The sequence below is a fragment of the Baaleninema simplex PCC 7105 genome (assembly GCF_000332355.1).
In the GTDB taxonomy this organism is placed as follows: domain Bacteria; phylum Cyanobacteriota; class Cyanobacteriia; order Cyanobacteriales; family Geitlerinemataceae; genus Baaleninema; species Baaleninema simplex.
In genome coordinates this window covers 363,374-387,313 of record NZ_KB235958.1, presented here as the reverse complement: position 1 = coordinate 387,313, position 23,940 = coordinate 363,374, and the positions used below count along the sequence as shown (strand labels likewise).

Below are 23,940 nucleotides of genomic sequence, written 5' to 3'. Positions count from 1 at the left end.
ACCAGATGAGTCGTCTCGGATGCGTGTTTATCAGTGTAGAGTGCAGAGAGCAGAGTGTAGAGTGAGAATTCCTCTTTAACTCTTCACTCTACACTCTTAACTTTTCCTTGAAAGACGCGCACTATCCCAATAAAACCGCAACAATCAACCCAGAGACAGACCGAGTTTGAGACCGAGAACGACATGAACCACGAGTACCAGCATCAAGGTACTTCCGATGTAAGCGTGAGTCATGCGGAGATCGGAGTTATTACCCCAAAAGCCTTTGAGGGAGGTCGAGCCTTGCACGCCGAGCAACACCAACACCATGGTTCCCGTCCAAAAGTGAGGACTCGAGAAAACAGGTTCTTTCTGCATAGCTAAAGACAGAACGCCTCCGGTGTAGCCGAGAAACATAAACAACGCCATCCAGGGGGCAAGTTTGCGGTGACTCGAGCGATTTTGCATCGAGGCTTCTTTGTCCTCCGCGAGTCGTCCTCGCCATCCCGTCCAAGCCACAAAGCTACCCATCACCACGACGACAATTCCCATCATGGCAGGGTGTCCCCATTGGGTGACGACTTCGGGAATTGCCATTTCGCGCAAAGGAGCCGCGATCGGCTCTAAAAATGCGTTCGGATTCATCAAAATCTCCTTTGTGGATACACCCCGCTTGAAATCTGTGATTCAAGCGCGGGAGGAACAAAACGCGGGTCGAGTGGGGTTCGATGCCCCCGAGACCAGCAAATTCTTGTTGGGGGCAAGCAACTGCACTTTAGAAGCGCTGAACTGTCCGAGCCGTTTCCAGCTAATATCGCTGACAGACACCTGACGAGCGGTATCTCCAGAAACCCAGCCCCAATATTGGCGTCCTGCCCTGGACGCCCGAACGAAGTCGCCTTTTCTGAATCCGTGCCGGGTGACGGTTCCGCCATACTTGCGACGCGTTCCACCCTTGGCGTGTTGCAGAAGGTGCAACTGTCTCCGACAGATGGGAGGACGGCGAATCACTCGAAACAGTGCTGGAGTAATGCAAACACTACCCTTCCACCGATGTCCGCGAACGTTCGTTCCGTGGAACGACTCATATCGAACGAACTGAGACGACGCCAGGGCGATGCCGTCTACCGCATGGGATTCTGGCGAGGCTTCGTCTTTACGCTCGGACTTAACTAGCCCCAACTCTCGTCTGAGGTTGGCAGTTTCCCAGCCCTGCAACTGCACCACTGGGGCGATTTCTTCCATTTCTCGGATCGCCCAACGCTGCCCCACCATTACGGGAGAAAAACCTTTCCCCGAACGAGCCTTTCGCCGTCCGCTGGTTAGATCGACATCCGCTCGAACGTATTCCCAGGCGATGGTAGAAATGGGAAAAATTGCTGCCAGTTCCCTAACGACTCGTAGTTCGAGCTGTCGGTTAGCTCGGATACTCGGTGGGAGTTTGTTTTGGCAACGGTTGTTAAACCGCGATGAGCGGTGGTTGCGAAACTTAAACGGCACGTTGCGGTTAATGCGACGAGAGCGTCGGGTACGTCGCATCGTGCGTCGCTGCTCCATTCGCTTCTTGACCGTCTCGAACGGCAAAATCAGATGTGCCATGAATAGGGTGGCTTTAGCCGATTGCACGGCCACACCCGAAAAGTGCTTGCCGGGGTCTACTCCAACCGCCACTTCTTGGGTTTGGGTGTTGCTCGGATCGACGGTGAGTCGAACGTAAAACACTCCGACATCTGACCATTTTTTGACAGCTTTTCCCTCTTTGAGCCAACGCCTCACCCGACTGGGTTTTGTGGGCATCAGAGGAACGCCTTTTTTTGAAACTACAGGGACTCGCATCTAAGATAATTCTCCTTTTGGGAGTGTTTGCCTCTTCGACCACAGCTATCAAGATGTCCTGTCTTACAGCGCCGAGGGATTTCTCGGCTTGGAGTGGGCAGAACTAGAGGAGTATTCTGCCGTCCGTTCCAGATAACTGCTCTGAGGTCTAGTCAATGCTTACGATGAAGGATGAGACCCCTCATGCCCCGATTGGACTGCCTGGCAGTCAATCGCGGGTCATTGACAACGGTTCTCCAGGTTCTCCTCGAATTCCGATTTCATTTTAAAAGAATTGAAGAGATGAGGTGAGGAGGTAAGGAGGTAATGTGAAATCTCCCTCTCCCCCTCTCCCTTTCTCCCCCTCTCCCTTTCTCCCCTTCTCCCCCTCTCCCTTTCTCCCCCTCTCCCCCTCTCCCTTGCTTCTAACCCGAAACCCCAACCGCTCGTCCCATGGGAAAGCCTAGCTGTTCCCGCTGTTCGAGGTACAAGTGGGCGACGCGTCGGGCGAGGTTGCGAATGCGGCCGATGTAGCGGGTGCGTTCGGTGACGGAAATGACCCCTCGGGCGTCGAGGAGGTTGAAGGTGTGAGAACACTTGAGAACGTAGTCGAGACTGGGGAGAACTAACCCTTTATCTGCCAGTTGTGCGGCTTCCTGTTCGTACAAGCCGAAAAGGGTAAACAGCATTTCCGGGTTGGACGCCTCGAAGTTATAGGTACAGTGTTCGATTTCCCCTTGAAGGTGAACGTCGCCGTAGTTGACGGTGTCCGTCCACTGAATTTTAGTGAAGGCTTCTACGTCTTGCAGGTACATGGCGAGTCGTTCGAGACCGTAGGTGATTTCGATCGAAACGGGTTTGCAGTCGATTCCCCCACACTGTTGGAAGTAAGTAAACTGCGTGATTTCCATTCCGTCGAGCCATACTTCCCAACCGACGCCCCACGCCCCCAGTGTCGGAGATTCCCAGTTGTCTTCGACGAAGCGGATATCGTGGTCTTCTGGGTGGATTCCCAAGGCTTTGAGGGAATCGAGATATATCTCTTGAATGTTGTCGGGAGAGGGTTTGATGAGAACTTGATATTGGTAATAATGCTGGCAGCGGTTGGGGTTTTCGCCGTAGCGTCCGTCGGTGGGGCGGCGACAGGGTTCGATGTACGCCACCGCCCAGGGTTCGGGCCCGATCGCTCTCAGGAAGGTATGGGGACTCATGGTTCCCGCCCCTTTCTCGGTATCGTAGGGTTGCGCGATCAGACAGCCGCGATCGCTCCAAAATTTGTGCAGGGTGAGAACGAGAGATTGAAAGTTCATTCGGTGACTTGGCGTTGAATTCGGCTTTTCCATTGTTGCTTAAGGGGATGTTCTCCACAATCGCCTCGAGGGAGACGATAGGGCGATCGCGTCGCCGTTTCCTCGGATTTGTAAAGTTTTACGACGAACCCCCCCTGTTTCCGTCAATGCCCAAACTCTAACGCGATAGATTTAAAGAAGACGTGAAAATCTCCTGCAAAATGGTGCAATCGATAGACGAATCCAACTGGCTTTGTTAACGTAAGAAACAAGCCACGATCGCCGCTCGCAAGGCGGGTTTGAAACCACCAGACTTTCCCAATCCTTCAATGTTTAAGGCTCGAGCTGCGAGCGGTCTTTCAACTCGTGTTTGTCAGCCAACTGTTCTCTGTTTTCAGGTACATTAAGTCGAACTCTCGTTATTTTAGGCCGTTCGCTCGGCGGAAAACCACGAAATCGCGCGATCGCTAGCCTCTATTCTTTCCCTGCTCATGAAATACACCAGATTTCAGCACGTCTCGTCTGGGTTGCTTCGGTTACTTCCTTATACAGCCTTGGGAGCGATCGTCTTTGCGGGACTCTCGGGGTCTCATTTACCTCAAGTTAACGTCTTCTTAAGAGGATATTTCGTTCTCCTAGCCGTTCAACTCGGAATAGTTGTCGTTTACTTCGGTCAAAAGCGCTTGAAAAAATGGCGTAATTTTAAATCACAAAAAACGGACTCTTTTGTTGTCGATCGACCCCGCCATTAAGGGAGCTAACCATCAAGGTTAAGGGAGGATTTACAGTGAAGAACAAAGCCACTGCTGCATTATTTGCATTTTTTTTAGGATTTTTGGGAATTCACAAATTTTATCTCGGTCAAAACTTTTCCGGAGTATTATACCTGATTCTTTCTTGGACTGGGATTCCTGCTATTTTAGCAATTTTCGATTTTCTCGGCCTGTTGTTGATGTCGGATGCTACATTTAACGTCCGATACAATAATATGGTCACAGTGGTTCGAGATAACCTAGTTGTGACGCCTTCTCCCGATCGCTCGAGAAGTGCCACCGAGATTACTCGCGCCCTAGCCGATCTGAAAAAGCTCTACGAAGTCGGGGCAGTGACGGCTGAAGAATACGAAGAAAAGCGTCAAAAGCTGCTGAGCGAACTTTAACACACGCTGTCCTATTTAGTCGTTTCGATAACCTACAACCGTGTCTCAACATTCCCCTTTTGGTAAAGTCCCTCAATGGGTTTGGTGGTCGTTCGTTCCCGCCTTGGGAGGATTGGCGATCGTCTATGCTGGCTCGAAAGCCAAAGTCAATAAATGGATGTACGTCGGGGCTGGCTTTACGCTATTTTCCTTTATCCTCGCTGAGTCAGAACTCGTGAGTTTGCTGTGGATCGGACAAATTGTCACGTCGTTTTTCTTAAAAAACGACTATCTCGTTAAAATGGGAATGCAAGAACCCGTGCTATCTGGCGAATCGAATAAATTTCGTCAACTCGCCCTTTCAGGACAAAAAATTGATATTAATAACTGCTCGAAAGACGATCTCGTGCGAGGATTGGGTTTACCCATCGTGTACGCCAACGACATCGAAACCTTACGCAGTGAAGGCTATTTATTTACTCACATTGAAGAATTGAACGAAATTATAGGAATTCCAACAGAAACTCTCCAAAAAATCGAGCCGTTCGTGACGTTTGGTTACTACCCAACTCAGGAAGAAGAGGCGTCTTGGCGTCGGGTGAATACCTATTCCGTTGAAGAATTAATGGTGGCGGGACTCGATCGCAACGTTGCTCTAACCATCGTCCGCGAACGCCAAAAGGGAGAGTTTAAATCGGTGATGGATCTCAAACGCCGGACGAAATTGCCGCTAAAAACGTTTCAGCATTTAATGTAAAATATCGACAATGTTAAATTGGGAGGCGTCGTCCACATTAAAAAAAATGTTTCGACGATCGAACACCCAATTTAAAAGGTGTTTTTTGGGTTAATAGAGCTATATAGCAGTGCTAAATAAGTCCTCAAAAATTAAAACACCAGAAAAAATATGATTCCCCATTCCCCATTCCCTTTTTGTCCCGATTTTGTTACACAACTGATTTAGGGTTGCTATAGGGAACCTCGAAAAATTGATTCTAGCTCAAAACTCAACGGCTGAAACCCTTAAAATCTCGTTCTCTATTCTCGACAGCAGAGCCTTTTTCTCAGTAAGCTTGAATTAATCGAGGTACCCTATATAAAAACGATCTTTGCCCCAAAATAAAGAGAAAGTGGGCATTGCCCACCCGACAAGTTTAGGTGAACCCAAAACTCAAACATCACGACTTAGCAAACAAAACGCGCCAAATCACGACGCCCGTAATACTGAGATAGCCGATTACCGTCAGCCAATCGACCCAACTTCCTGAAATTGTCGTTTCGTCCATCACCACACCTCCGCTACAAGACAGTTTGCAATGCTTCAACCAACCGACGGCGGAAAAAGCGATCGTTCTCTTCGTACCACGATCGCCCCCGTTTTCCAAATTCTCGTCGCTGCGCCTCATCGTACCCCCAAACGGTTTCTAACGCTCGTTCCAGGGTCGATCGCGTCACCTGGTATTTCGTTCCCCACAGATGAGGTTCGGCGGTTGCGTACTCCACTAAAACCCCCCGTTCCGACGTGACGATTTCGTTCATCGGGGGGGCGTCCGTCGTCACCGTCAGTCCCTCGCAACTCATGGCTTCTACCAAACGATGACCGAATCCTTCCATTTGTGTCGGGTAAATGTGGATTCCGTGGTGGTTTTGATACGTGGCGAGGCTCTCTTCCGAGACGAGGCGATCGATATAGTCGATGTTGTCCGACCTCATGTCCGACGGCGGCGGTTGCTGTCGGACTAGCGTTAGCTTGGGGAAGTCGGGACGCGATCGCCACAGATCTAACAATACCGTCGTTCCCAGCCGAGAACTCGTCGTTCCCAAGTGGAAACAGCGATCGTAATTCGGCGAAATCTCGCGGCGACGGCGATCGAAACTGCTAAAACTTATAAACTCCGTCGGCGCAAAGGGGGAAAACACCATTTCAGCCAAGCGAGTTTTACATAAAATCGCGTCGAATTGCAATAAATAAGGTTTCCACTCCTGGCGAAACCATTCTTGATTGGGAATCAAACAGTTTTTCCGAGCGAAGGGAAGCCAGCGAGGAACGACATCTTCAATAAAGAGATTGATGTCGTAGCGGGGACGCTGGCGCAGCCATTGGCTGGCCTGTTGTTCGACCGCCGTGGTCACGCGACGGACTTTATGACGGAGGCTGGATTTTCCGACCGAATAGTGACTGACTGACCATCCCGCCGCTTCTAGAATCTCAGCGACGAGTTGCGTGTCTCGGGTCAATCCGGAACCGTTATCCCGAGCGATGAGGTTAACCGCGATCGATCTTAACGCCATGTTTATCTTCCGAATCAGTGGGGCGAGTCGGTTCTCAAAGCTGCGTGTTTATTATCGTCTACCGAGAGAGAGAATTTTGACGATGCGTTGGCGATCCCCGATCGCCGTCGATCTCTATCCGATAACCGACAGACACGGTAAGATTCGATCGACTACGATCGAACGAACGTACCATCACCCAATTACAACTCGGGACATATCTAGTTTTCTCTGCGAAGGATCGCACCTTCGCAGTTTGATTTGGAGAGCGACTGATGTTAGCAAACATCTCGAAGCCAGCCATCGGCGATAGTGCTGAAACCCTGGCCGACTGCGCGGGTGTCCTCCTGACGACTCGAAGTATCGTCTTGAGACACCTCCTCAAACAGAGCTGGATTTGGCAAGTTCCACCCGTCGGCCAGTGGGTCGTCCGACAGGCGCTGAGAACCGCGAAAACGTCTGCCGATCGCGCCGTTCGGTGCGACTGTCGGCGATACGGCCAACTCGTGGAACTGGTTCGCGCCATCGTCTGCGATCGCGCCTTACTCCGACCCCTCGTCGAACGATATCCCAACATCGGACAGGTTGTCGAACAACTCGATCGCGATCCCTGGCTAAAAGTAGAAATCGCCAGTTACTACGCCGACAAACTCCGAGAACTCGAACACCGCGAACGGGAATCGGTAACTTCCCGGTAGCGACGAGCCAGTTTGTGGGCTATCATTCAGGCACAGTCGCCCGCGCAACTCCCAACGCGCGATCGACGCCTGTTTAGACGTTTTTCTCGCCCCTAAATCGATCGTGAACGACAGCTACGATTCCCTGTACGTCGGTCTCGTCCGCAACCTCGCCAAACGCAAGCGACAAGCTCTCTCTGAAGAACTCGGGACGCTCATCGACGCCATTCAAAACGAAGGCTACACCTTCGCCGACCTCATCGGTGCCACCCGCGACATCATCCGCCGTCAAAAGTCTGGAGGATACTGGGACGACTGTACGAACGATCTCGATCGCGCCTTCGAGTCAGCCCTGAAAGCCCAAGAAAGCCGCGAATCCCGCGATTTACGAGAGAGTACGACGCCCCGCGAGACGCGCACTGAAGACGATTGGCGCGAACGGGACAACCCGATCACCGGTTAACAATGGTTTTGAAGCCCCGCCCATAAGCGGGCGGCTTTTCTTCCTGCAACCTGTCGATCCAGTCCTCTATCAATTGGGTCATTGTCTTTTCTCTCTACTGGGCAATCCGCCTAAGCTTTTGAAGCCTAGAGACAGAGACCCTAATTCTCAACCGTTCTTTTGGCATAAATGTGTACCCGATGGCTATCCATCCATGCGATCGTAGGCAGCATGAAAGCACGTTATCAGTACAGAATCTATCCCACGCCAGGACAGCAGATCGAACTTGCCAAGCTGTTCGGGTGTTGTCGTGTGGTGTGGAATTCTGCGTTGGCTATTGTGAAGGGTGTGCCGAAAGGTGAGAAATGGCCTAAAAACTCTGAACTTCAACGATTGGTTATCACTCAGGCGAAAAAAGCCCCTGAGAGGCAATGGTTGTCAGAGGTTTCGGTAGTTGCGTTGCAGCAGTCTGTGATTGACTTGGGCACAGCTTTTAAGCACTTCTTTGAATCCCAGCAAGGGAAGCGGAAGGGGAAACGAGTTGGCTTCCCTCAGTTTAAGAAGCGCTCTAGCCAACAATCGGCAAGGTTTACGAAGCGTGGTTTCTCCATTAAGGCTGGAAAGGTCTATCTGGCCAAGATTGGAAACATCAAAACCAAATGGTCTAGACCGTTGCCCTCTGAACCTAGTTCTTTGACGTTCTCCCCCGCCTGAAGGCAGGGGGATTCATCGTTCTACGAGTCTCCGTTAGCTGACAGGATTTCTCCAACCAACCAAGAGGGAATCTCTCCCGATGCGTGAATTCGGGTGCGCCCCACCCTACTCAGCCCCAATTTAAGGATGTTTATCGCTGCATTTGTATCGCGGTCGGCGACGAAGCCACAATGGGGACAAACATGGGTTCTTGTTGATAGCATTTTTTGCACTCTTTCCCCACAACTCGAACAGTTTTGACTGGTGTTGTAGGGCGGTACAGCAATCGCTATCTTCCCGTATTTGTCGGCAAAGTATTCGAGCCAACGACGAAACAGCGTCCATCCCGCATCGCTAATCGACTTCGCCAGATGGCGATTCTTGACTAACCCTGCAACATTTAAGTCTTCGTAGGACACCAAATCGTTAGATTGGATTAAGCGGAGTGCCACTTTCTTGGCGAACTCTTCTCGCTGCCGACTTACTCTCAAATGTTTGCGGGCATATCGCTGTCTAGCTTTTCGATAGTTATGAGACTGGGGTTGTCCTTTACGGAACTTTTTAGATTTTTGACGGTTGAGTCGTTTGAGCCGCTTTTCAGCCTTTCGGTAAAATTGAGGAATTGGCTCGATATTTCCTTGGCTATCTGCCAGAAAATACTTCAATCCCACATCAATTCCGACTGCCTTTTGAGAAGGGGTTAAAGGTTTGGAGACCGTCAGTCTCGGATCGAGCTTGATGCAAAACTGAACGTAATAGCCATCGGCTCTTTTGAGAATCCTGACTCGCTTAATCTGCTCGGGGTGATAATAGTTTAAATCCCTCGAACCGATTAAACGTAAGTGTCCAATACCCTTCTTGTCGGTGAAGACAATGTGCTTTCTGTCTTCTGAAAGTTTCCAACCCGAAACTTTATACTCGACTGAACGGGTATTCCTCTTGAATTGAGGATAACCCTCTCTTGGTGCGCGTTCCCTTGCGCCGTGCGACGGCGCGGGGTCGCACCGCTTCTTCCCTTTGACTTGGCTTTTACAGTTTTCGTAAAAACGAGTAATGGCTCTCAGGGTTCGCTCAACCGCCGTTTGACAAGCATGAGAGTTGAGTTCTTCGACAAATTTAAACTCTTTTCTCAGTCGTGTGTTGTACCGAAATAACTCAGTCTTACCCACACCCCGATTGTCCATCCAGTAACGCAAAACTTTATTGCGGACGAACTGAGTCGTCCGAATTGCTTCGTCGATGGCTTGGACTTGGTGAGGCTTTGCTTTGACCTTGTACTCGAGAACAAACATCGTTTGCCACTTGCTTGCTTGGTATCATTATAGCACACCTAATGCCGCCCTGGAAGGGCGGGGCTTGAAACCCAGCTCTCTTGGTCATCAAAGACTGTGTAGGGCGGTATTTTCTAAGTTTCGTGGTAGAGATTGAGCCTATCGAAGTCGAACCCGAAAACCAAGGGGTCGGCGTTGATTTGGGCTTAGAAACTTTAGCTACGTTGAGCACTGGTGAAAAGGTGAAAGCCCCAAACACCAGTGATTTAGACCGCAAGATCCGTAGGGGTAAGCGCAAACTCGCCAGGGCCATGAAAGGCTCAAAGCATCGTGAGTCATTGCGGATTGCTGTCGCTCGGATGGAAGCCAAGCAACGCGATATCCGCAAGGATTTCAATCAAAAGCTGGCAACTCGTTTAGTGCGAGAAAACAGCGTTGTCGTGCTCGAAGACCTGAATGTTTCGGGCATGGTGAAAAACCCGTAATCTGTCCAGGGCTATTAATCGGGCTCGATGGCGGCAAATTAGAACCCTGTGCGAAGCCAAGTCCAATATGATTGCGGAGCGGGAAGTGAGAACCATCGACCGATGGGAACCTACCTCCGAGATCTGTTCGTGCTGCGGCTATCGGTGGGGCAAGTTGGATCTCTCTATCAGGTCTGTCCTCTGCATCAACTGTGGGGCTGAGCACGACCGCGATGTAAACGCTGGCAAAAATATTGAGGCGGCAGGATTATGCCGACCTGAATGGGCAAACGCTAAGCAGTGTGAGACCTCCTTGGAGGCGGTTGCTTGTTTGTCTACCCGTCAGGAGTCAGCAAGCGTGCTGGCAGACTGGGAATCTCCGTGCCTTTAGGCCGGAGAGGATGTCAACGGTTAACAAATCTCTACGAACAGTGAAGGTTTACTCGCGAGAGTCCGTCTGACGGAAACCCAAAAAGCGATCGAGTCAAATCTGCTAACGTAGATAGAGACCTATTGTGAAGGTGTTGCGATCGCCCCGGCCGTCGAGCGAGCGATCGCCGAGGACAACAGACCGACTTTCCCCACGGTTGCGAAATTTTTGCAACTAGGAGACGACAAGCACTGTTGCCCGCCGTGATGTTCCCGTATTGAAAAAGAAGGCACTCGAGAACCGTCCCCATGAATATCTTTAGCGATTTACTGGCTTCGTCGGAGAAATCGAAATCTCGCAACAAATCGCAGCTTCCCGGCTTAAAAAAACAACGTCGCCGTATCGAAATCAAGTCGAAACGCGAAATTGAAATTATGCGACAGTCGGCGAAAATTGTCGCCACCGTCCTCAAAGAAATCTCAGAAATGACCCAACCGGGGATGACGACTGCCGACCTCGACGCCCACGCTGAAAAGCGTATTCGAGAAATGGGGGCAAAACCCAGCTTCAAAGGTTACCACGGCTTCCCCGCTTCCATCTGTGCCAGCGTCAACAACGAAGTCGTTCACGGTATTCCTAACAAGAAAAAAGTACTGAAAGAAGGGGATATCGTAAAAGTCGATACGGGAGCGTTGTTCCAAGGCTTTCACGGCGATTCTTGCATTACCATCGCAGTCGGGAAACTCTCTCCCCATGCCGAAACGCTCGTTCGCGTCGCTGAAGAAGCATTATATAAAGGTATCGAACAAGTCAAAGCTGGGGCGTATCTCCTCGACCTCGCCGGAGCCATTCAAGACCACGTCGAATCCCACGGTTTCAGCGTCGTAGAAGAGTTTACCGGACACGGCGTCGGCCGCAACCTCCACGAAGAACCCTCGGTGTTCAACTTCCGCACTCGCGAAATGCCCAACGTGAAGTTACGATCGGGAATGACGTTGGCGATCGAGCCGATTCTCAACGCCGGATCGAAGCACACGCGAATTCTTTCGGATAAGTGGACGGCCGTAACCATCGATAATTCCCTGTCGGCTCAGTTCGAGCATACCGTGTTGGTGACGGAAGACGGTTACGAAATTCTGACCGATCGCAACAAAGTCTAACGTTACACTTTCACGAAAGTCGTCCGACTCGATCGCCTCCCCCAGTATCTTCGAGATGCTGGGGGTCTTCAGTGGTGCAGAAAACTTTTCGAGATCGGGAATTGACAAAACGCCTAGAATATGTATTACAACTCGAGCCAGATCCCCGGCATCTCCAAGATGCCGGGGATCTCTAGCAGCCATTTACCGATCTGGGATTTTGCGGCCAACCCTTTAATACGGCGATATCTTTTCTAACAAAGGTTTCAGGACTTTTCTTCACCACTAAGGCTGGGGGTGCTGTTGGTTTAACCCCCCCGATATCAATAAATGTATCGAGTGCTGCCAAACCGCTAACTCTGGCAAATCCTCTCGCCTACAATCGACGTAAAGCCCCTCGGTGAGAGGAGAACCAACCATGTCTAAAATATCTGTCATTTCCCAAATCGCCCCCTCAGCATTAGTCGCGACTGCCCTATTAATCCCCTTTTTCGCCAACGCTGCCGAAACCCAAACCTCCCCCGTCAGCAAAACAAATCCAGAAGTTACAATTACCAAAGGACTCAACCCAACACCCCAACCTATCGAAGTCCGACTGGCACAAGTCACATCGGTTTCCCAACTGTCCGACGTCCAACCGACGGATTGGGCGTTCCAAGCTCTCCAATCCCTCGTCGAACGTTATGGGTGTATTGCCGGATATCCCGATGGAACCTATCGCGGCAACAACTTCATGACTCGCTACGAGTTCGCCGCTGGGTTGAATGCCTGTCTCGACCAAATCGTCGCTCTCATCGGCGGTGGTGAAGAAATCGATCCCGAAGATTTAGCCCGCTTGCGTCGCCTACAAGAAGAGTTCGCTGCCGAACTCGCTGCGTTACGAGGGCGAGTTGACGGTTTAGAAGCCCGCGTCGCCGAACTCGAAGCCAATCAGTTCTCGACGACGACGAAATTAAACGGGGAAGTGATTTTCTCGATCGCCAACGCCTTCAATACCGAAGAAGGGAACGAAGAAACCGTCTTTCAAAACCGGGTTCGCTTGGACTTCGTCACCAGTTTTACCGGGCGCGATCGCCTGCTGACTCGCTTGCAATCGGGCAGTAGCGTTCCCTTTGGCATCAATGGCAACAACGACGGTATCGACTTCGGAGCCTCCGCAGAAGGCGTTCTCGCCTCTCAAGTTTTCGGCGATTCCGGCAATTCGGTCAATCTCTACACCCTGGCTTACTCGTTTCCCGTCGATGACAAATTCGACGTTACTATCGCCGCGAACGGCGTGCGCTTTACCGACTTTACCCCGACGCTGAACCCCTATTTCGACGACGACGACGGCGGCAACGGTTCCCTGAGTGCCTTCGGCCAACACAACCCCATTTACCGGCTCGGCGGTGGGGCGGGTTTGGGCTTGAACCTACGTTTGACTGACTTTTTGCAGTTTACGGCGGGATATTTAGCCGGAGAATCCAGCAGTCCCCTGTCGGGTGACGGCTTGTTTAACGGTGACTTCGCGGCATTAGGACAGCTAACGTTGCGCCCCAACAACGACATCGGTATTGCCTTAACCTACAATTACGGTTACTTCGGAGAAGGCAACTTCGCCTTCAATAACGGCGATGCCTCGGGGTTTAACAATACGGGCATCGGGTTTACAGGAACGGCCATGGCCAACGGTATCGGTGCGACAAATCCGATTACGAGCCATTCCTTTGGGGTTCAAGTGTCTTGGGCTTTGACTGATAACTTTCACGCGAATGCCTGGGGTGGTTATACGGACATCGAGTTACGCAACGACGATCTCGACGGTGAAATTTGGAACTGGGCGTTAGGACTGGCGTTCCCGAATTTGTTGTTGCCGGGAAACCTCGGCGGTATCGTGGTCGGATCGCAGCCCTATCTCGGGGGATTGGAGGATAACAACAACTTCTTCGACAACGATGTGCCGTGGCACGTGGAAGGGTTTTATCGCGTGAAGATCGGCGACAACCTTTCGGTCACGCCGGGGTTCGTATGGTTAGTCAATCCCAATCAGGACGCCGATAACGATGATGCGGTGGTGGGAACGATTCGCGGTACGTTTACGTTCTAGGCGTCGGATCGTTATCTGTCGCGCCTACTCCCCGGTATCTGTGAGATGCTGGGGAGTCTTCGATATCGTCACGGTTGTATTTTTCCATCTTTCTAGCTTCGATTTTGGCTTCGACGGATAGGTAGATCTGCGATCGCGATCGCACGAACACCCCCGAGACTGTCACGAAGACACCCTTCAAACTGTCACAGGATAGGGGGGACGAGAATCAGCTCGTTAACCGTTAGAGATCGTCGCGCTGCAAGGTATTAAAAGAAATAATAGTCGCCAGCGAGGTACTTTATTGATGGTGCGTTGGATGACTACTCCTGAATCGAGTTTTTCGAGACCGACTGCTTCCCACTGCGAACTGTCCTTCGAGTTGCGAACCCAACTGCAAACCCTACTGTGGTCGGTCGAGTTGCTCGAACTCCGTTTGGATTCTCCCAAATCTCAAATTAGAAACCGACAACCCCTCCGCGTACAAGTCAGACAAGTTCGAGAAGCCGTCGAACAAACCTGTGCGTTGCTCGAGCGCCCCGAGCGCTCGCCTTGCTATCGCGATACTACGGATGATTTTACAAATATCGATTCCTCTCCTCAGTGAAATTACAGTATATTTTACTGTAAGGTGCGATCTCGATCTCGGCGATCGAAAGCGGCTGCGAGCGAGAGATCTCAAGTACCGATCGACGCTGCCGCTCTCGAGATCTGTCTGGTGTTAAGTGTTACCAACAGCGGACAACAGATTGGAAGTTCGTCTGAGAGTTCGTTTCACTCGGAGATGCCAAGATCTTCTCGATCGTTGACGCTCTCTCACGCGACCCAAACATTTTAAGCAATTTCACTTAAATAGTTTTAACACAGCTTCAAATAAATTGCGTAATATCACGTATATTTTGCTATGACCTCCCCATCTTTTTCCTCCCTGTTGAGTTCCCAACCTGCGATCGTGAACGAGAGTCCGTCTCAACAACCGCTTTCTGCGACTGACCGCGAATCTTTCCTCGAGCTATCTCACGAGTTTCGGGCGTCGCTCAATACGATTTTGATGTCAGTCGATCTTCTCGAGGACGACGACAGCTCCGACGAGTCCGAACGTCAGAGTTACCTCGAATTTATTCGGACGGCGGCCGAGGAGATCGATCGCCGCCTCGAAGAACAGATAAAGAGATAGGGAGAGGAGGAAGAACCTGTCAACTGTTAACTGTCCCTACTGGCGACTGGCGACTGGTGACTGGCGACTGTAACAGATGTGATAGCATGACCGCAGATTTTTTTTTCGAGTTGAGTGTAAATTTCTATGACCTGGCAACGTCCTGACGGTCGCCCTCACGATCGCCTGCGCCCAGTCAGCTTCGAACTCGACTTCACGCACTTTGCCAAAAGTGCAGTGTTGGCGCGATGTGGTAATACCCAAGTTCTTTGTACCGTCACCGTCGCTCCCGGCGTTCCCAAGTTCCTGCAAGACAGCGGACAGGGATGGTTGACGGCCGAATATCGAATGTTGCCGAGTGCGACGCCGCAACGTCAAGCTCGCGAACTCCTCAAACTGTCGGGGCGCACTCAAGAAATCCAACGGCTCATCGGCCGCAGTCTCCGAGCGGCGATCGACCTCAAAGCCTTGGGCGAGCGAACGATTATCGTCGATGCGGACGTTTTACAAGCCGATGCCGGAACCCGTACCACAGCTATTACAGGGGGTTGGGTGGCCTTAGCCGACGCGATCGCCACCTTAGTTCGAGACGGAGAACTCGAGCGATCGCCCCTGCGCCATGCGATCGCCGCCATTTCCGTGGGCTTGATTGGCGACGACGCCGTTCTCGATTTGCAATACGAAGAAGACGTGGCCGCCGATGTGGATTTTAACGTCGTGATGACCGAAGAACTCCAGGCGATCGAACTGCAAGGTACCGCTGAAGAAGGAAGTTTTTCCCGAACCCGCCTCAACCAATTGCTCGACCTGGCCGAACGGGGCATTAAAGACCTCCTCGACGCTCAAAAACAGGCGTTGGCGGGACGGATAACGATTTGAGTAGACAAGAAGCTGTCAACTCAGAGCTGTCCTCACTGTTCGCTGCTCGTGGTTGACTGTTCGCGGTAAAAAGTCTCCCCACCTTCCCAACAAAATCTTTACACTAAACTGAGGCTATCGATCGCTCACGGCACAACATTTCAACCCTTATGAACGTTTTCCGTCAATTTATCGCTCCAGCTTTAATCGTCCTGGTATTTCTGCTCGCTCTTGCGGCCACTAGCGCCCGCATTTTCATTCCCGGTGGGTTGAGCGAACCCGTCTCCGTCGAAGCCCCCGCTCCCTCTTCTGTAAATTCGTCCCAGTCCTAAATTCCATCGCCTTGCCTTTTCTGCCCGGTTATCGCTTGCAAGAAGGATCGAGTCTCGATCGCGCGCGGTTGGTGAAGTTCGCGCAGCGCACCTACCGCGAACTGTATCCCGATCGCGACTTTTCTCACCTCGCCCATACCATCGAACAATACTTTTCAGCCAAAACCCCCGTATGGTGGGTCGAAGCTGAAACCGCAGAGGAAACCGAACCGATCGCCTGTTTGTGGTTGGGAAACGCCATCGACCAACTCGGGGGCGATCGTCACGCCCATATTTTCCTCGTCTACGTCACGCCTCCCCACCGACGAAGGGGGATCGCCTCCGCCCTCGTGCGTCATGCCGAAACCTGGGCCAGACAACGGGGCGACAGTCAAATCGGCCTGCAAGTCTTTGCCGACAACGATCGCGCTGTGACCCTCTACCGCAAACTGGGCTACCGTACCCTGTCTTGGTGGATGGTCAAACCCCTCGATCGTTCCTAAAATGCAAAAAAGGATGCAGCCAACGCCACATCCTTAGAAGTGAGGAGCGAGTTCGATATAAAAGAATTACGACTTTGTCCCGGTCACCTTTTCGGAAAAGTCAGTAATTTTATTCTGTAATTCCGCGCGAGCCTCGGCGGTGAGCAAGTAGCGGAAGATAAACCATCCCGAATAACCGATTCCCACCAGCTCGAAGAGGGGCGATAACAGCGGGATATCGTTAATAGCATCGACGATCGAGGCGACCAAGTAAATGGCGACGAGCGCCCCAACCACCAAACCGATGTTGATCAAGGGTTTTTTGTATTCCGAGAAAAATTTCCCGACGTAATCGAAAAGATCCGAGAGAATCGACAGAACTTGAGTTTTGACTTCTTCGAATCGGTCGCCGGTCGCCTCAGTGTTGGACAATTGAATTTGGCCGCCTTCAGAAGACGGAACCGTCACTTCAGGAGCGTCCTGTCCTGGGGTTCGTACTTCGTTGGGGTTTGTTTCTGGACTCATAGTTGACAACCTCGTAAATAACAACGTCGATTATATTAGAGCTTTCCGAGCCGTCGGCAACAGCCGAAACCTTAGATCGATCTGAAATAGGGGTTGGCGTTCAAACTTTCCTGACAGTAAGGCAGAGGCTGAAAAATTGCAAGAGAACCACCACATCCCGTTCGACATCCCCGTGAAGGGGTGCATCAACTGCCGTTAAATACTTATGAGTGCTTCTTCGATCCTGATGTCCTCCGTATCCGATCGCGCGATCGAACTCCTTCCTACTGACGTCGTCCGAGCGATCGCCGCTGGAGAAGTCATCGACTCTCCCGCCGCTGCTGTCCGAGAACTGGCCGAAAACGCGATCGATGCCGGGGCGACTCGCATTAGTATCGCCGTCGATCTCGATCGCTGGTCGGTGTGCGTCAGCGATAACGGCTGCGGCATGACCCGAGAAAACCTGCGCCGTGCGGCGATCGCCCACAGCACTAGCAAAATTCACCGCTTCGACGACCTGCACCGCATCAGCAGCCTGGGGTTTCGCGGCGAAGCCTTGCACGGACTGGCTCACCTGGCTCGTCTGGAAATCCACAGTCGTACCGCCGACGGGGACGGATGGCGTGCCGCATACGACCGTCAGGGAGCGGCGATCGCCCTCGAACCCACCGCGATCGCCCCTGGAACCGTCGTCGCCGTCCGCGACCTGTTTCGCGACTGGCAGGGACGCCGCGACGCTCTTCCGAGTCCCGCCCAGCAATTCCGCGCCGTTCAACTGACGGTGGCAAACCTGGCACTCTGTCACCCCCAGGTCAACTGGCAAGTCTGGAAACAAGGGAAACGCTGGTTTTCCCTCAGCGGCAGTCCCGACCCGAAAGCGTTACTCGTGCAGTTGTTGCGAGGGGTATGCCTAGAGGATTTACGCCAGGTGTCTCTTTCCTCGTCGTCCTCGTCTCGAGAGGAGGCAGAAGACCGTTTAGATCTAGTTCTCGGACTGCCCGATCGCTGTCACCGCCACCGCCTCGATTGGCTGAAATTCGCCGTTAACGGCCGCATCGTCAACTTACCGGAACTCGAACAAACCGCTCTGTCGGCCCTGTCGCGGATGCTGCCCCGCCACCGCTATCCTCTGGGCTTCGTTCACCTGCGCGTGTCCCCCGAGGCGATCGACTGGAACCGCCACCCAGCGAAAACCGATCTGTATTTAACGCAAATCGAAACCTGGCAAGAACGACTTCGCAGTGCCATCGATCGCGCCTTGCGCCTCGACGAAAGCCAGCGAGATGTCCCCCGGTCTCCCCGGATGCAACATCTGCTGAAAGTCTCGGCCTCCAAAGCCAGTTACCGCCTCGATGACGAGAGCCAAGATTCTCCCCCCACGCCACTGATGCCTCTGCGAGCCGTCGGACAGGTCAGCAATACGTATATCGTGGCCGAACACCCCGATGGCGTATGGTTAGTCGAACAGCACATCGCTCACGAACGGGTATTGTTCGAGCAGTTCTGCGACGACTGGCAACTCGTCGAACTCGAACCGCCCATCGTTTTACAGCAGTTGAGCGATCGCCAAATCGAGCGGTTGCAAGCCTTATCGATGGAAGTCGAACCCTTCGGCGAGGGACTCTGGGCGATCCGTCAAGCCCCCGCCCCCTTGGCCGTGCGAGACGACTGCGCCGAGGCGATCGTGGAACTGTCCCAAACCCCCGACTTGGAAGCGGCACAAGTGGCGACGGCCTGCCGCAGTGCCATCCGCAACGGTACGATTCTCACCTTACGAGAAATGCAAACCCTCCTCGATCGCTGGCAGCAAACCCGCCACCCCCACACCTGCCCCCACGGACGCCCCATTTATTTAGCCTTAGACGAATCTTCCCTCGCGCGGTACTTTCGCCGTCATTGGGTTATCGGCAAAAGCCACGGCATTTAAGTCACGAGCTGCGAACAACAATACGAATTGCTAAGCTGCCAGAATTTCTGTTGACAGGTGTAACAAAATATCCACATAATTTTAGATTGTGTAAACTCGACACTCATAAAGACCCTTGGCTAACGTAGTTGTAATCGGTGCCCAGTGGGGCGACGAAGGAAAAGGAAAGATCACGGACTTGCTCAGCCGCTCGGCGGATGTCGTAGTACGTTACCAAGGAGGAGTGAACGCTGGACACACCGTCGTTGTCAAAGACCGTACCTTTAAGCTTCACTTGATTCCTTCGGGAATTTTATATCCTGAAACCGAATGTATCATCGGTTCGGGAACGGTCATCGACCCCCAAGTACTCATAGACGAATTCGATCAGCTCGAAGCCTTCAACGTTCCGCTCGAGAATCTTAAGATCGCTCAAACGGCGCACGTTACGATGCCGTACCACCGCCTGATCGACCAAGCTTCTGAAGAGCGGCGAGGTTCTCATAAAATCGGAACGACGAAACGAGGTATCGGGCCGACTTACGCCGATAAATCCGAGCGAACGGGAATTCGCATCCTCGACTTAATGGACTCGGACGGATTGCGGGATACCCTACAGTGGACGATTCCCTATAAAAACGATATCCTGCAACGACTGTACGACTTACCGCCCCTCGACGCCAACGAAGTGGCCGATCGCTACCTCCAATATGCCGATCGCCTGCGTCCCCACGTCGTCGATGCGTCCCTCCGCATTAACGACGCCGTGCGGTCTCGTCGCAACATCTTGTTTGAAGGCGCTCAAGGAACGCTCCTCGACCTCGATCACGGTACGTATCCTTACGTTACCTCGTCCAACCCCGTCGCAGGCGGTGCGTGCGTGGGAGCGGGCGTCGGTCCGACAATTATCGATCGCGTGATCGGCGTGGCGAAAGCCTACACCACCCGCGTTGGCGAAGGGCCGTTTCCGACGGAGACGATCGACGGGATCGGAGAAGTGCTGGGATCGCGGGGGGCTGAGTTCGGCACCACCACCGGCCGCGCCCGTCGTTGCGGTTGGTTCGACGCCGTCATCGGCCGTTACGCCGTCCGCATTAACGGCATGGACTGCTTGGCCATCACCAAACTGGACGTTCTCGACACCCTCGAGGAAATTAAAGTTTGCGTCGCCTACGAAATCGACGGCGTGCGAACGACCGACTTTCCCAGTAACGCCCGTCAGTTCGCCCGCTGCAAACCCGTTTACGAAACCCTTCCCGGTTGGAAAACCTCCACCGAGGAGTGCCGCGAACTCGACGATTTACCGACCCAGGCGCTCGATTATCTGAAATTCCTGGCCGAACTGATGGAAGTTCCCATCGCGATCGTGTCGCTCGGTGCCGGACGCCATCAAACCATCATCGTCGAAGATCCCATTCACGGCCCCAAACGCGCCCTTCTCGATGCCAACGGAACCCCCTTAGAAGGTTCGGCCTCGTAGGTTCGCTCTAGGCGATCGCCCCACGGACTCAGGCGCTGAGAAAATCGCCTGTGATACCATAGAATGCTTGACTTTTTTGTAACGAAACGCAACAACCACCATGAAACTGACAGTAGAGTGCAAGCCCAGACCCGAAGGTAGTAAACCGAACGCCCTACGTCGCGAGGGTTGGATTCCCGCCGTTCTGTACGGCCACGACGGCGATAAATCCGTTTCTCTCGTGGTCGATGAAAAATCCGTTCAGAAACTGCTCAAAGAACCGGCCGCCAGCACCAGCTTGATCGACCTTAACGTTCCCGAGTTGCCTTGGACTGGCAAAACCCTATTGCGGGAAGTCCAAACCCACCCCTGGAAAGGTTACCCCTACCACATCAGCTTTTTCTCCATTGCCACTCAAGACAGCATCCAAGTCGATTTACCGCTGAACTTCATCGGCGAACCGGTCGGACTCAAATCCGGTGGTATTCTCGAAGCCCAGGTGACGGAAATTAGCGTTCGCTGCGCCCCGACCGATATGCCCGAATCGTTGGATATCGATGTATCGGCCTTAGACCTAGGGAAAAGTCTGCATCTCGACGAAATCGTATTTCCCGAAGGCGTCGAACCCGTCACCGATACCAACCTGTTAATCGCGGCGATTCAAATTCCGCGTGGCGTGAAAGCTGAAGAAGGGGAAGGAGACGCAGAGAGCGCTCTCGAGACACCTGAAGTTATCGGCGAAGCATAAAAACGGTGTCGATACACCTCAAGTCAGAACCAGGGAACGACCCTGGTTTTTTTGTGTCCGGGGGAGCCGGGGGAGATAACCGGATGATGGGATGACCCAGATCCGGTGTTCCTCATCTCCCTGTGGGGGCGGTGCGTGACGCGGTAATATTCCCTTCGTCTGACTTCGACGGCATTTTGGCGCCCGCGTCACGGCACCCTACGATTGTTCTTGCTCCCAGATCCGGTGTTCCTCATCTCCCTGTGGGGGCGGTGCGTGACGCGGTAATATTCCCTTCGTCTGACTTCGACGGCATTTTGGCGCCCGCGTCACGGCACCCTACGATTGTTCTTGCTCCCAGATCCGGTTATCTCCCTGTGGGGGCGGTGCGTGACGCGGTAATATTCCCTTCGTCTGACTTCGACGGCATTTTGGCGCCCGCGTCACGGCACCCTACGATTGTTCTTGCTCCCAGATCCGGTGTTCCTCGTTCCCTGTTCCCCGTTCCCTGTTCTCTTGTTAAAATCGGTTGCGGTTTGGCTATATGGCCGCCGTCGAACTGACCCCTCATTGTTTTTCAATATGGATCGATACAACGTTTACGCTATTGGCAACGCCCTCGTCGATATGGAATTCGAGGTGACTGAAGACCTGTTGTCGCAACTGAAAATCGACAAAGGGGTGATGACTCTTATTGATGAAGACCGCCATCACGAACTCGTTGACGAACTGCTGAAATACGAGGTGAAGAAAGCCTCGGGGGGGTCGTCGGCGAATACGGCGATCGCCGTCAGTCAGTTTGGTGGACGCAGTTTTTACTCCTGTCGCGTCGCCAACGACGATACGGGACTGTTTTATCTCGAAGATTTGGAGCGTTGTGGCGTAGAGAGCAACGTCCACCCCGAACATCGTCCCGACGGCGTGACGGGTAAATGCTTGGTGTTCGTGACGCCAGATGCCGATCGCACGATGAACACTCACTTAGGAATTGCGGCGGATTTCTCAACCACCGATTTGGTTCCCGAGGCGATCGCGGCTTCGGATTATCTCTACATTGAAGGCTATTTGGTAGCCTCGCCTCCGGGGAAAGCGGCGGCGATCGAAGCTCGCAATTTGGCGCAACAGGCGGGGGTCAAAACGTCGCTGTCTCTGTCTGACCCCAACATGGTGGATTTCTTCAAACCCGGTTTGTTGGAGATGATTGGTTCCGGGTTGGATTTCATTTTTGCCAACGAAAGCGAAGCCCTGAAATTGGCGGACGCGAAGGACATCGACGGCGCGATCGCCTATTTGAAAACTCTGTCCCAACAGTTCGCCATCACTTTGGGATCGAAAGGGTCGTTGATTTACGACGGTAGTGCAGTTGTGGAAATTCCGTCTGTGTCCGTGAAGGCGATCGATACCGTCGGAGCTGGGGATATGTACGCCGGAGCTTTACTCTACGGCATGACCCACGGGATGAGCTTCAAAGCCTCTGGAAATCTGGCGTCTCGAGCCGCTGCTCGCGTCGTCTCTAGCTTGGGACCTCGTTTAGAACCGGATGAAACGCAATCTCTGTTAGCCGCGTAAGCTTTCACTAACGGTGTCATACGGAATCCCGTCGTGAAAACCCTGTTTTGCAGCCCTCGTCGCCAAGTCCATATACGCAAGGACTTGAATCGATTTTGGGCGATCGCGTTAAAAGGGGGTATGGGGTGAGGATTTCGTATCACACACTCTTGTATGTGGGCGGTGTACGTTGGCGGTGCGCCTCTTTCAGGGAAGAGTTAAGAGTCTAGAGTGAAGAGTTAAAGAGAAATTCCCACTCTACACTCTTCCCTCTGCACTCTACACTGATAAACACGCACCCTTGTATGTTGGCAGCGTACATTGTCGGTGCGTGACGAGTTCTCGGTTTCACGATTTACACCCGATTTTTCAAGTCACGCACCCTACAAGTCTCTTCTTTCTCGAAAACTTCTGGACATGAGCGAATTTCAATATTATCAATTCCAAACCATCGATCGCCGTTTGACGAAAGACGATCGCGAGTACCTCCAAACCAAATCCAGCCGCGTCCAACTGGAAACCCACGGCGCTCGCTTTGTCTACGCTTACGGTGATTTTCGCGGCGATCCCCTCGAAACGCTCGATCGCTGTTTCGATATGATGCTTTATATCGCTAACTTTGGCGCGAGAACCCTGGCTTTTCGCTTTCCCAAAGATGCGATCGATCCCGAAATTTTCGACCCTTATAAAATTGAATACGCCGTTAAAGTCAAACCGACGAAAAAATCGATCCTTCTCGAACTTTCTTTCTATGGTCTAGATTTTGTAACGGGGTGGATCGACGATCGAGAAGATATGTTATCCCCCCTAATCCCGTTGTATCAGGACATTATAAACGGCGATTTGTCTCTTTTATATCTCACGTGGCGGCGTATCGAAACCAGCGAAGAAATGGAACGTCCTGACGGAGGAATGCAGTTTTCTGCACCGCCGACATTGAAAAAGCCGTCTCCTGAACTTCAAGCCTATGCTGACTTTATCGACCTGGATTTAGAGAGTTTGTAACAATTTGGCTTGGAAGTCGTCGTTTCTCTTGCTTCCCAGTTATCCTTTAATCAGTTTATAACATTTAAATCATGAAATGGAAAGCGATCGAAATAATCGCTGTTTTTGTCACGAGATTTTAAGTTTCATGAATTTAAATGCAAGATACTCGATAAGTCTTGACAATTTTCTAGTTCTAAATTTATAACCATAATAAATTAGCGGGACTTAAACGGTAAAAAAGGTAAAATAAAAGCAAAACCCTTGACTGACAAGGATTTAAGGTGGAGAGTGTCCCCATGAGAGAGACCACCCCAGCCGCTATGCCACCCTGCTTTGAGAAGTGGTGCAAGCGTTTCGACCCCGACTTCAAAACCCAAGCACAAAAAAAG

27 protein-coding genes are annotated in these 23,940 nt (G+C 52.2%); 19 read left to right on the top strand and 8 right to left on the bottom strand.

Features of this window, described 5'->3' with window-relative positions; translation table 11 throughout:
* Positions 1-144: 144 nt before the first annotated feature.
* From GEI7105_RS0103705 to glyQ, 3 genes are all read right to left on the bottom strand, one after another.
* Positions 145-624 (bottom strand): DUF4079 domain-containing protein, encoded by a 480-nt coding sequence (locus GEI7105_RS0103705; protein WP_017659139.1) that lies wholly within the window; start codon positions 622-624, stop codon positions 145-147.
* A gap of 42 nt (positions 625-666) precedes the next feature.
* Complete coding sequence (locus tag GEI7105_RS0103700; protein WP_445958249.1) at positions 667-1,776, bottom strand: RRXRR domain-containing protein; 1,110 nt, start codon at positions 1,774-1,776, stop codon at positions 667-669.
* A gap of 443 nt (positions 1,777-2,219) precedes the next feature.
* Positions 2,220-3,104, bottom strand: a complete 885-nt coding sequence (glyQ, locus tag GEI7105_RS0103695) for a glycine--tRNA ligase subunit alpha (RefSeq protein WP_017659137.1) — start codon at positions 3,102-3,104, stop codon at positions 2,220-2,222.
* 766 nt (positions 3,105-3,870) lie between these two features.
* Here glyQ and GEI7105_RS0103685 point away from each other — a divergent pair.
* A complete protein-coding gene (locus GEI7105_RS0103685; protein ID WP_017659135.1) occupies positions 3,871-4,242 on the top strand; it encodes an NINE protein in 372 nt (123 codons plus the stop codon).
* 40 nt (positions 4,243-4,282) lie between these two features.
* A complete protein-coding gene (locus GEI7105_RS0103680; RefSeq protein WP_026097403.1) occupies positions 4,283-4,978 on the top strand; it encodes a helix-hairpin-helix domain-containing protein in 696 nt (231 codons plus the stop codon).
* 542 nt (positions 4,979-5,520) lie between these two features.
* Here the strand turns inward: GEI7105_RS0103680 and GEI7105_RS0103670 are convergent.
* Positions 5,521-6,513: a glycosyltransferase gene (locus GEI7105_RS0103670; protein WP_017659132.1), complete on the bottom strand. Its 993-nt coding sequence runs from the start codon at positions 6,511-6,513 to the stop codon at positions 5,521-5,523.
* 254 nt (positions 6,514-6,767) lie between these two features.
* Between GEI7105_RS0103670 and GEI7105_RS0103665 the strand changes: the two genes are divergently transcribed.
* The 3 genes from GEI7105_RS0103665 (at position 6,768) to GEI7105_RS0103655 (ending at position 8,325) form a co-directional block, all read left to right on the top strand.
* Positions 6,768-7,190, top strand: a complete 423-nt coding sequence (locus GEI7105_RS0103665; RefSeq protein WP_017659131.1) for a hypothetical protein — start codon at positions 6,768-6,770, stop codon at positions 7,188-7,190.
* A gap of 103 nt (positions 7,191-7,293) precedes the next feature.
* Positions 7,294-7,632 (top strand): hypothetical protein, encoded by a 339-nt coding sequence (locus GEI7105_RS0103660; protein ID WP_017659130.1) that lies wholly within the window; start codon positions 7,294-7,296, stop codon positions 7,630-7,632.
* 210 nt (positions 7,633-7,842) lie between these two features.
* On the top strand, positions 7,843-8,325 hold the full coding sequence (locus GEI7105_RS0103655) for a helix-turn-helix domain-containing protein (protein ID WP_017659129.1): 483 nt from the start codon (positions 7,843-7,845) through the stop codon (positions 8,323-8,325).
* Positions 8,326-8,345: 20 nt separating this feature from the next.
* On the opposite strand, the gene GEI7105_RS0103650 is transcribed toward GEI7105_RS0103655, so the two are convergent.
* The gene (locus tag GEI7105_RS0103650) at positions 8,346-9,596 is read right to left on the bottom strand and encodes an RNA-guided endonuclease InsQ/TnpB family protein (protein ID WP_017659128.1); all 1,251 of its coding nucleotides are present in this window, start codon (positions 9,594-9,596) and stop codon (positions 8,346-8,348) included.
* Between the two features lie 80 nt (positions 9,597-9,676).
* Between GEI7105_RS0103650 and GEI7105_RS39655 the strand changes: the two genes are divergently transcribed.
* Positions 9,677-10,060, top strand: a complete 384-nt coding sequence (locus tag GEI7105_RS39655; protein ID WP_026097401.1) for an RNA-guided endonuclease InsQ/TnpB family protein — start codon at positions 9,677-9,679, stop codon at positions 10,058-10,060.
* Positions 10,061-10,127: 67 nt separating this feature from the next.
* The gene (locus GEI7105_RS39650) at positions 10,128-10,430 is read left to right on the top strand and encodes a zinc ribbon domain-containing protein (RefSeq protein WP_245555364.1); all 303 of its coding nucleotides are present in this window, start codon (positions 10,128-10,130) and stop codon (positions 10,428-10,430) included.
* Positions 10,431-10,549: 119 nt separating this feature from the next.
* Here the strand turns inward: GEI7105_RS39650 and GEI7105_RS38180 are convergent, their stop codons facing one another.
* Positions 10,550-10,702, bottom strand: a complete 153-nt coding sequence (locus GEI7105_RS38180; RefSeq protein ID WP_158413150.1) for a hypothetical protein — start codon at positions 10,700-10,702, stop codon at positions 10,550-10,552.
* 15 nt (positions 10,703-10,717) lie between these two features.
* Here GEI7105_RS38180 and map point away from each other — a divergent pair, with 15 nt between their 5' ends.
* Together map and GEI7105_RS0103635 are read left to right on the top strand one after the other, a co-directional pair.
* The gene (gene map / locus GEI7105_RS0103640; protein WP_017659126.1) at positions 10,718-11,569 is read left to right on the top strand and encodes a type I methionyl aminopeptidase; all 852 of its coding nucleotides are present in this window, start codon (positions 10,718-10,720) and stop codon (positions 11,567-11,569) included.
* Between the two features lie 397 nt (positions 11,570-11,966).
* Positions 11,967-13,634, top strand: a complete 1,668-nt coding sequence (locus GEI7105_RS0103635; RefSeq protein WP_017659125.1) for an iron uptake porin — start codon at positions 11,967-11,969, stop codon at positions 13,632-13,634.
* Here the strand turns inward: GEI7105_RS0103635 and GEI7105_RS38175 are convergent.
* Positions 13,624-13,800 (bottom strand): hypothetical protein, encoded by a 177-nt coding sequence (locus GEI7105_RS38175; RefSeq protein WP_158413149.1) that lies wholly within the window; start codon positions 13,798-13,800, stop codon positions 13,624-13,626. The two genes, GEI7105_RS0103635 and GEI7105_RS38175, sit on opposite strands and share 11 nt — an antisense overlap.
* Positions 13,801-13,932: 132 nt before the next feature.
* Here GEI7105_RS38175 and GEI7105_RS0103630 point away from each other — a divergent pair, with 132 nt between their 5' ends.
* From GEI7105_RS0103630 to GEI7105_RS0103610, 5 genes are all read left to right on the top strand, one after another.
* Entirely contained in the window at positions 13,933-14,220 is a 288-nt protein-coding gene (locus GEI7105_RS0103630) for a hypothetical protein (protein WP_144053654.1), read from the top strand.
* A gap of 297 nt (positions 14,221-14,517) precedes the next feature.
* Complete coding sequence (locus GEI7105_RS0103625) at positions 14,518-14,790, top strand: histidine kinase dimerization/phospho-acceptor domain-containing protein (protein ID WP_017659123.1); 273 nt, start codon at positions 14,518-14,520, stop codon at positions 14,788-14,790.
* A 126-nt stretch (positions 14,791-14,916) separates the two neighbouring features.
* Positions 14,917-15,648, top strand: coding sequence for a ribonuclease PH (gene rph, locus GEI7105_RS0103620; RefSeq protein WP_017659122.1), 732 nt, complete (start codon positions 14,917-14,919; stop codon positions 15,646-15,648).
* 149 nt (positions 15,649-15,797) lie between these two features.
* A complete protein-coding gene (locus GEI7105_RS38970; protein ID WP_017659121.1) occupies positions 15,798-15,959 on the top strand; it encodes a DUF8624 family small hydrophobic protein in 162 nt (53 codons plus the stop codon).
* Between the two features lie 11 nt (positions 15,960-15,970).
* On the top strand, positions 15,971-16,441 hold the full coding sequence (locus GEI7105_RS0103610; RefSeq protein WP_017659120.1) for a GNAT family N-acetyltransferase: 471 nt from the start codon (positions 15,971-15,973) through the stop codon (positions 16,439-16,441).
* Positions 16,442-16,507: 66 nt separating this feature from the next.
* Here the strand turns inward: GEI7105_RS0103610 and GEI7105_RS0103605 are convergent, their stop codons facing one another.
* Entirely contained in the window at positions 16,508-16,945 is a 438-nt protein-coding gene (locus GEI7105_RS0103605; protein ID WP_017659119.1) for a CAAD domain-containing protein, read from the bottom strand.
* A 205-nt stretch (positions 16,946-17,150) separates the two neighbouring features.
* Between GEI7105_RS0103605 and mutL the strand changes: the two genes are divergently transcribed.
* From mutL to GEI7105_RS28910, 5 genes are all read left to right on the top strand, one after another.
* Positions 17,151-18,851: a DNA mismatch repair endonuclease MutL gene (gene mutL, locus GEI7105_RS0103600; RefSeq protein WP_202804383.1), complete on the top strand. Its 1,701-nt coding sequence runs from the start codon at positions 17,151-17,153 to the stop codon at positions 18,849-18,851.
* 115 nt (positions 18,852-18,966) lie between these two features.
* Positions 18,967-20,310, top strand: coding sequence for an adenylosuccinate synthase (locus tag GEI7105_RS0103595; protein ID WP_017659117.1), 1,344 nt, complete (start codon positions 18,967-18,969; stop codon positions 20,308-20,310).
* A gap of 100 nt (positions 20,311-20,410) precedes the next feature.
* Entirely contained in the window at positions 20,411-21,037 is a 627-nt protein-coding gene (locus tag GEI7105_RS0103590) for a 50S ribosomal protein L25/general stress protein Ctc (RefSeq protein ID WP_017659116.1), read from the top strand.
* Between the two features lie 561 nt (positions 21,038-21,598).
* Entirely contained in the window at positions 21,599-22,585 is a 987-nt protein-coding gene (locus GEI7105_RS0103585) for an adenosine kinase (protein ID WP_017659115.1), read from the top strand.
* A gap of 396 nt (positions 22,586-22,981) precedes the next feature.
* On the top strand, positions 22,982-23,569 hold the full coding sequence (locus GEI7105_RS28910; RefSeq protein WP_017659114.1) for a hypothetical protein: 588 nt from the start codon (positions 22,982-22,984) through the stop codon (positions 23,567-23,569).
* Positions 23,570-23,940: the final 371 nt, after the last annotated feature.

Coding starts and splice junctions, on each gene's coding strand:
- GEI7105_RS0103705 (WP_017659139.1), bottom strand. CDS start 624: ATGAATCCGAACGCATTTTTAGAGCCGATCGCGGCTCCTTTGCGCGAA.
- GEI7105_RS0103700 (WP_445958249.1), bottom strand. CDS start 1,776: ATGCCCACAAAACCCAGTCGGGTGAGGCGTTGGCTCAAAGAGGGAAAA.
- glyQ (WP_017659137.1), bottom strand. CDS start 3,104: ATGAACTTTCAATCTCTCGTTCTCACCCTGCACAAATTTTGGAGCGAT.
- GEI7105_RS0103670 (WP_017659132.1), bottom strand. CDS start 6,513: ATGGCGTTAAGATCGATCGCGGTTAACCTCATCGCTCGGGATAACGGT.
- GEI7105_RS0103665 (WP_017659131.1), top strand. CDS start 6,768: ATGTTAGCAAACATCTCGAAGCCAGCCATCGGCGATAGTGCTGAAACC.
- GEI7105_RS0103655 (WP_017659129.1), top strand. CDS start 7,843: ATGAAAGCACGTTATCAGTACAGAATCTATCCCACGCCAGGACAGCAG.
- GEI7105_RS0103650 (WP_017659128.1), bottom strand. CDS start 9,596: ATGTTTGTTCTCGAGTACAAGGTCAAAGCAAAGCCTCACCAAGTCCAA.
- GEI7105_RS39650 (WP_245555364.1), top strand. CDS start 10,128: ATGATTGCGGAGCGGGAAGTGAGAACCATCGACCGATGGGAACCTACC.
- map (WP_017659126.1), top strand. CDS start 10,718: ATGAATATCTTTAGCGATTTACTGGCTTCGTCGGAGAAATCGAAATCT.
- GEI7105_RS0103635 (WP_017659125.1), top strand. CDS start 11,967: ATGTCTAAAATATCTGTCATTTCCCAAATCGCCCCCTCAGCATTAGTC.
- GEI7105_RS0103630 (WP_144053654.1), top strand. CDS start 13,933: ATGACTACTCCTGAATCGAGTTTTTCGAGACCGACTGCTTCCCACTGC.
- GEI7105_RS0103625 (WP_017659123.1), top strand. CDS start 14,518: ATGACCTCCCCATCTTTTTCCTCCCTGTTGAGTTCCCAACCTGCGATC.
- rph (WP_017659122.1), top strand. CDS start 14,917: ATGACCTGGCAACGTCCTGACGGTCGCCCTCACGATCGCCTGCGCCCA.
- GEI7105_RS38970 (WP_017659121.1), top strand. CDS start 15,798: ATGAACGTTTTCCGTCAATTTATCGCTCCAGCTTTAATCGTCCTGGTA.
- GEI7105_RS0103605 (WP_017659119.1), bottom strand. CDS start 16,945: ATGAGTCCAGAAACAAACCCCAACGAAGTACGAACCCCAGGACAGGAC.
- mutL (WP_202804383.1), top strand. CDS start 17,151: ATGAGTGCTTCTTCGATCCTGATGTCCTCCGTATCCGATCGCGCGATC.
- GEI7105_RS0103590 (WP_017659116.1), top strand. CDS start 20,411: ATGAAACTGACAGTAGAGTGCAAGCCCAGACCCGAAGGTAGTAAACCG.
- GEI7105_RS0103585 (WP_017659115.1), top strand. CDS start 21,599: ATGGATCGATACAACGTTTACGCTATTGGCAACGCCCTCGTCGATATG.
- GEI7105_RS28910 (WP_017659114.1), top strand. CDS start 22,982: ATGAGCGAATTTCAATATTATCAATTCCAAACCATCGATCGCCGTTTG.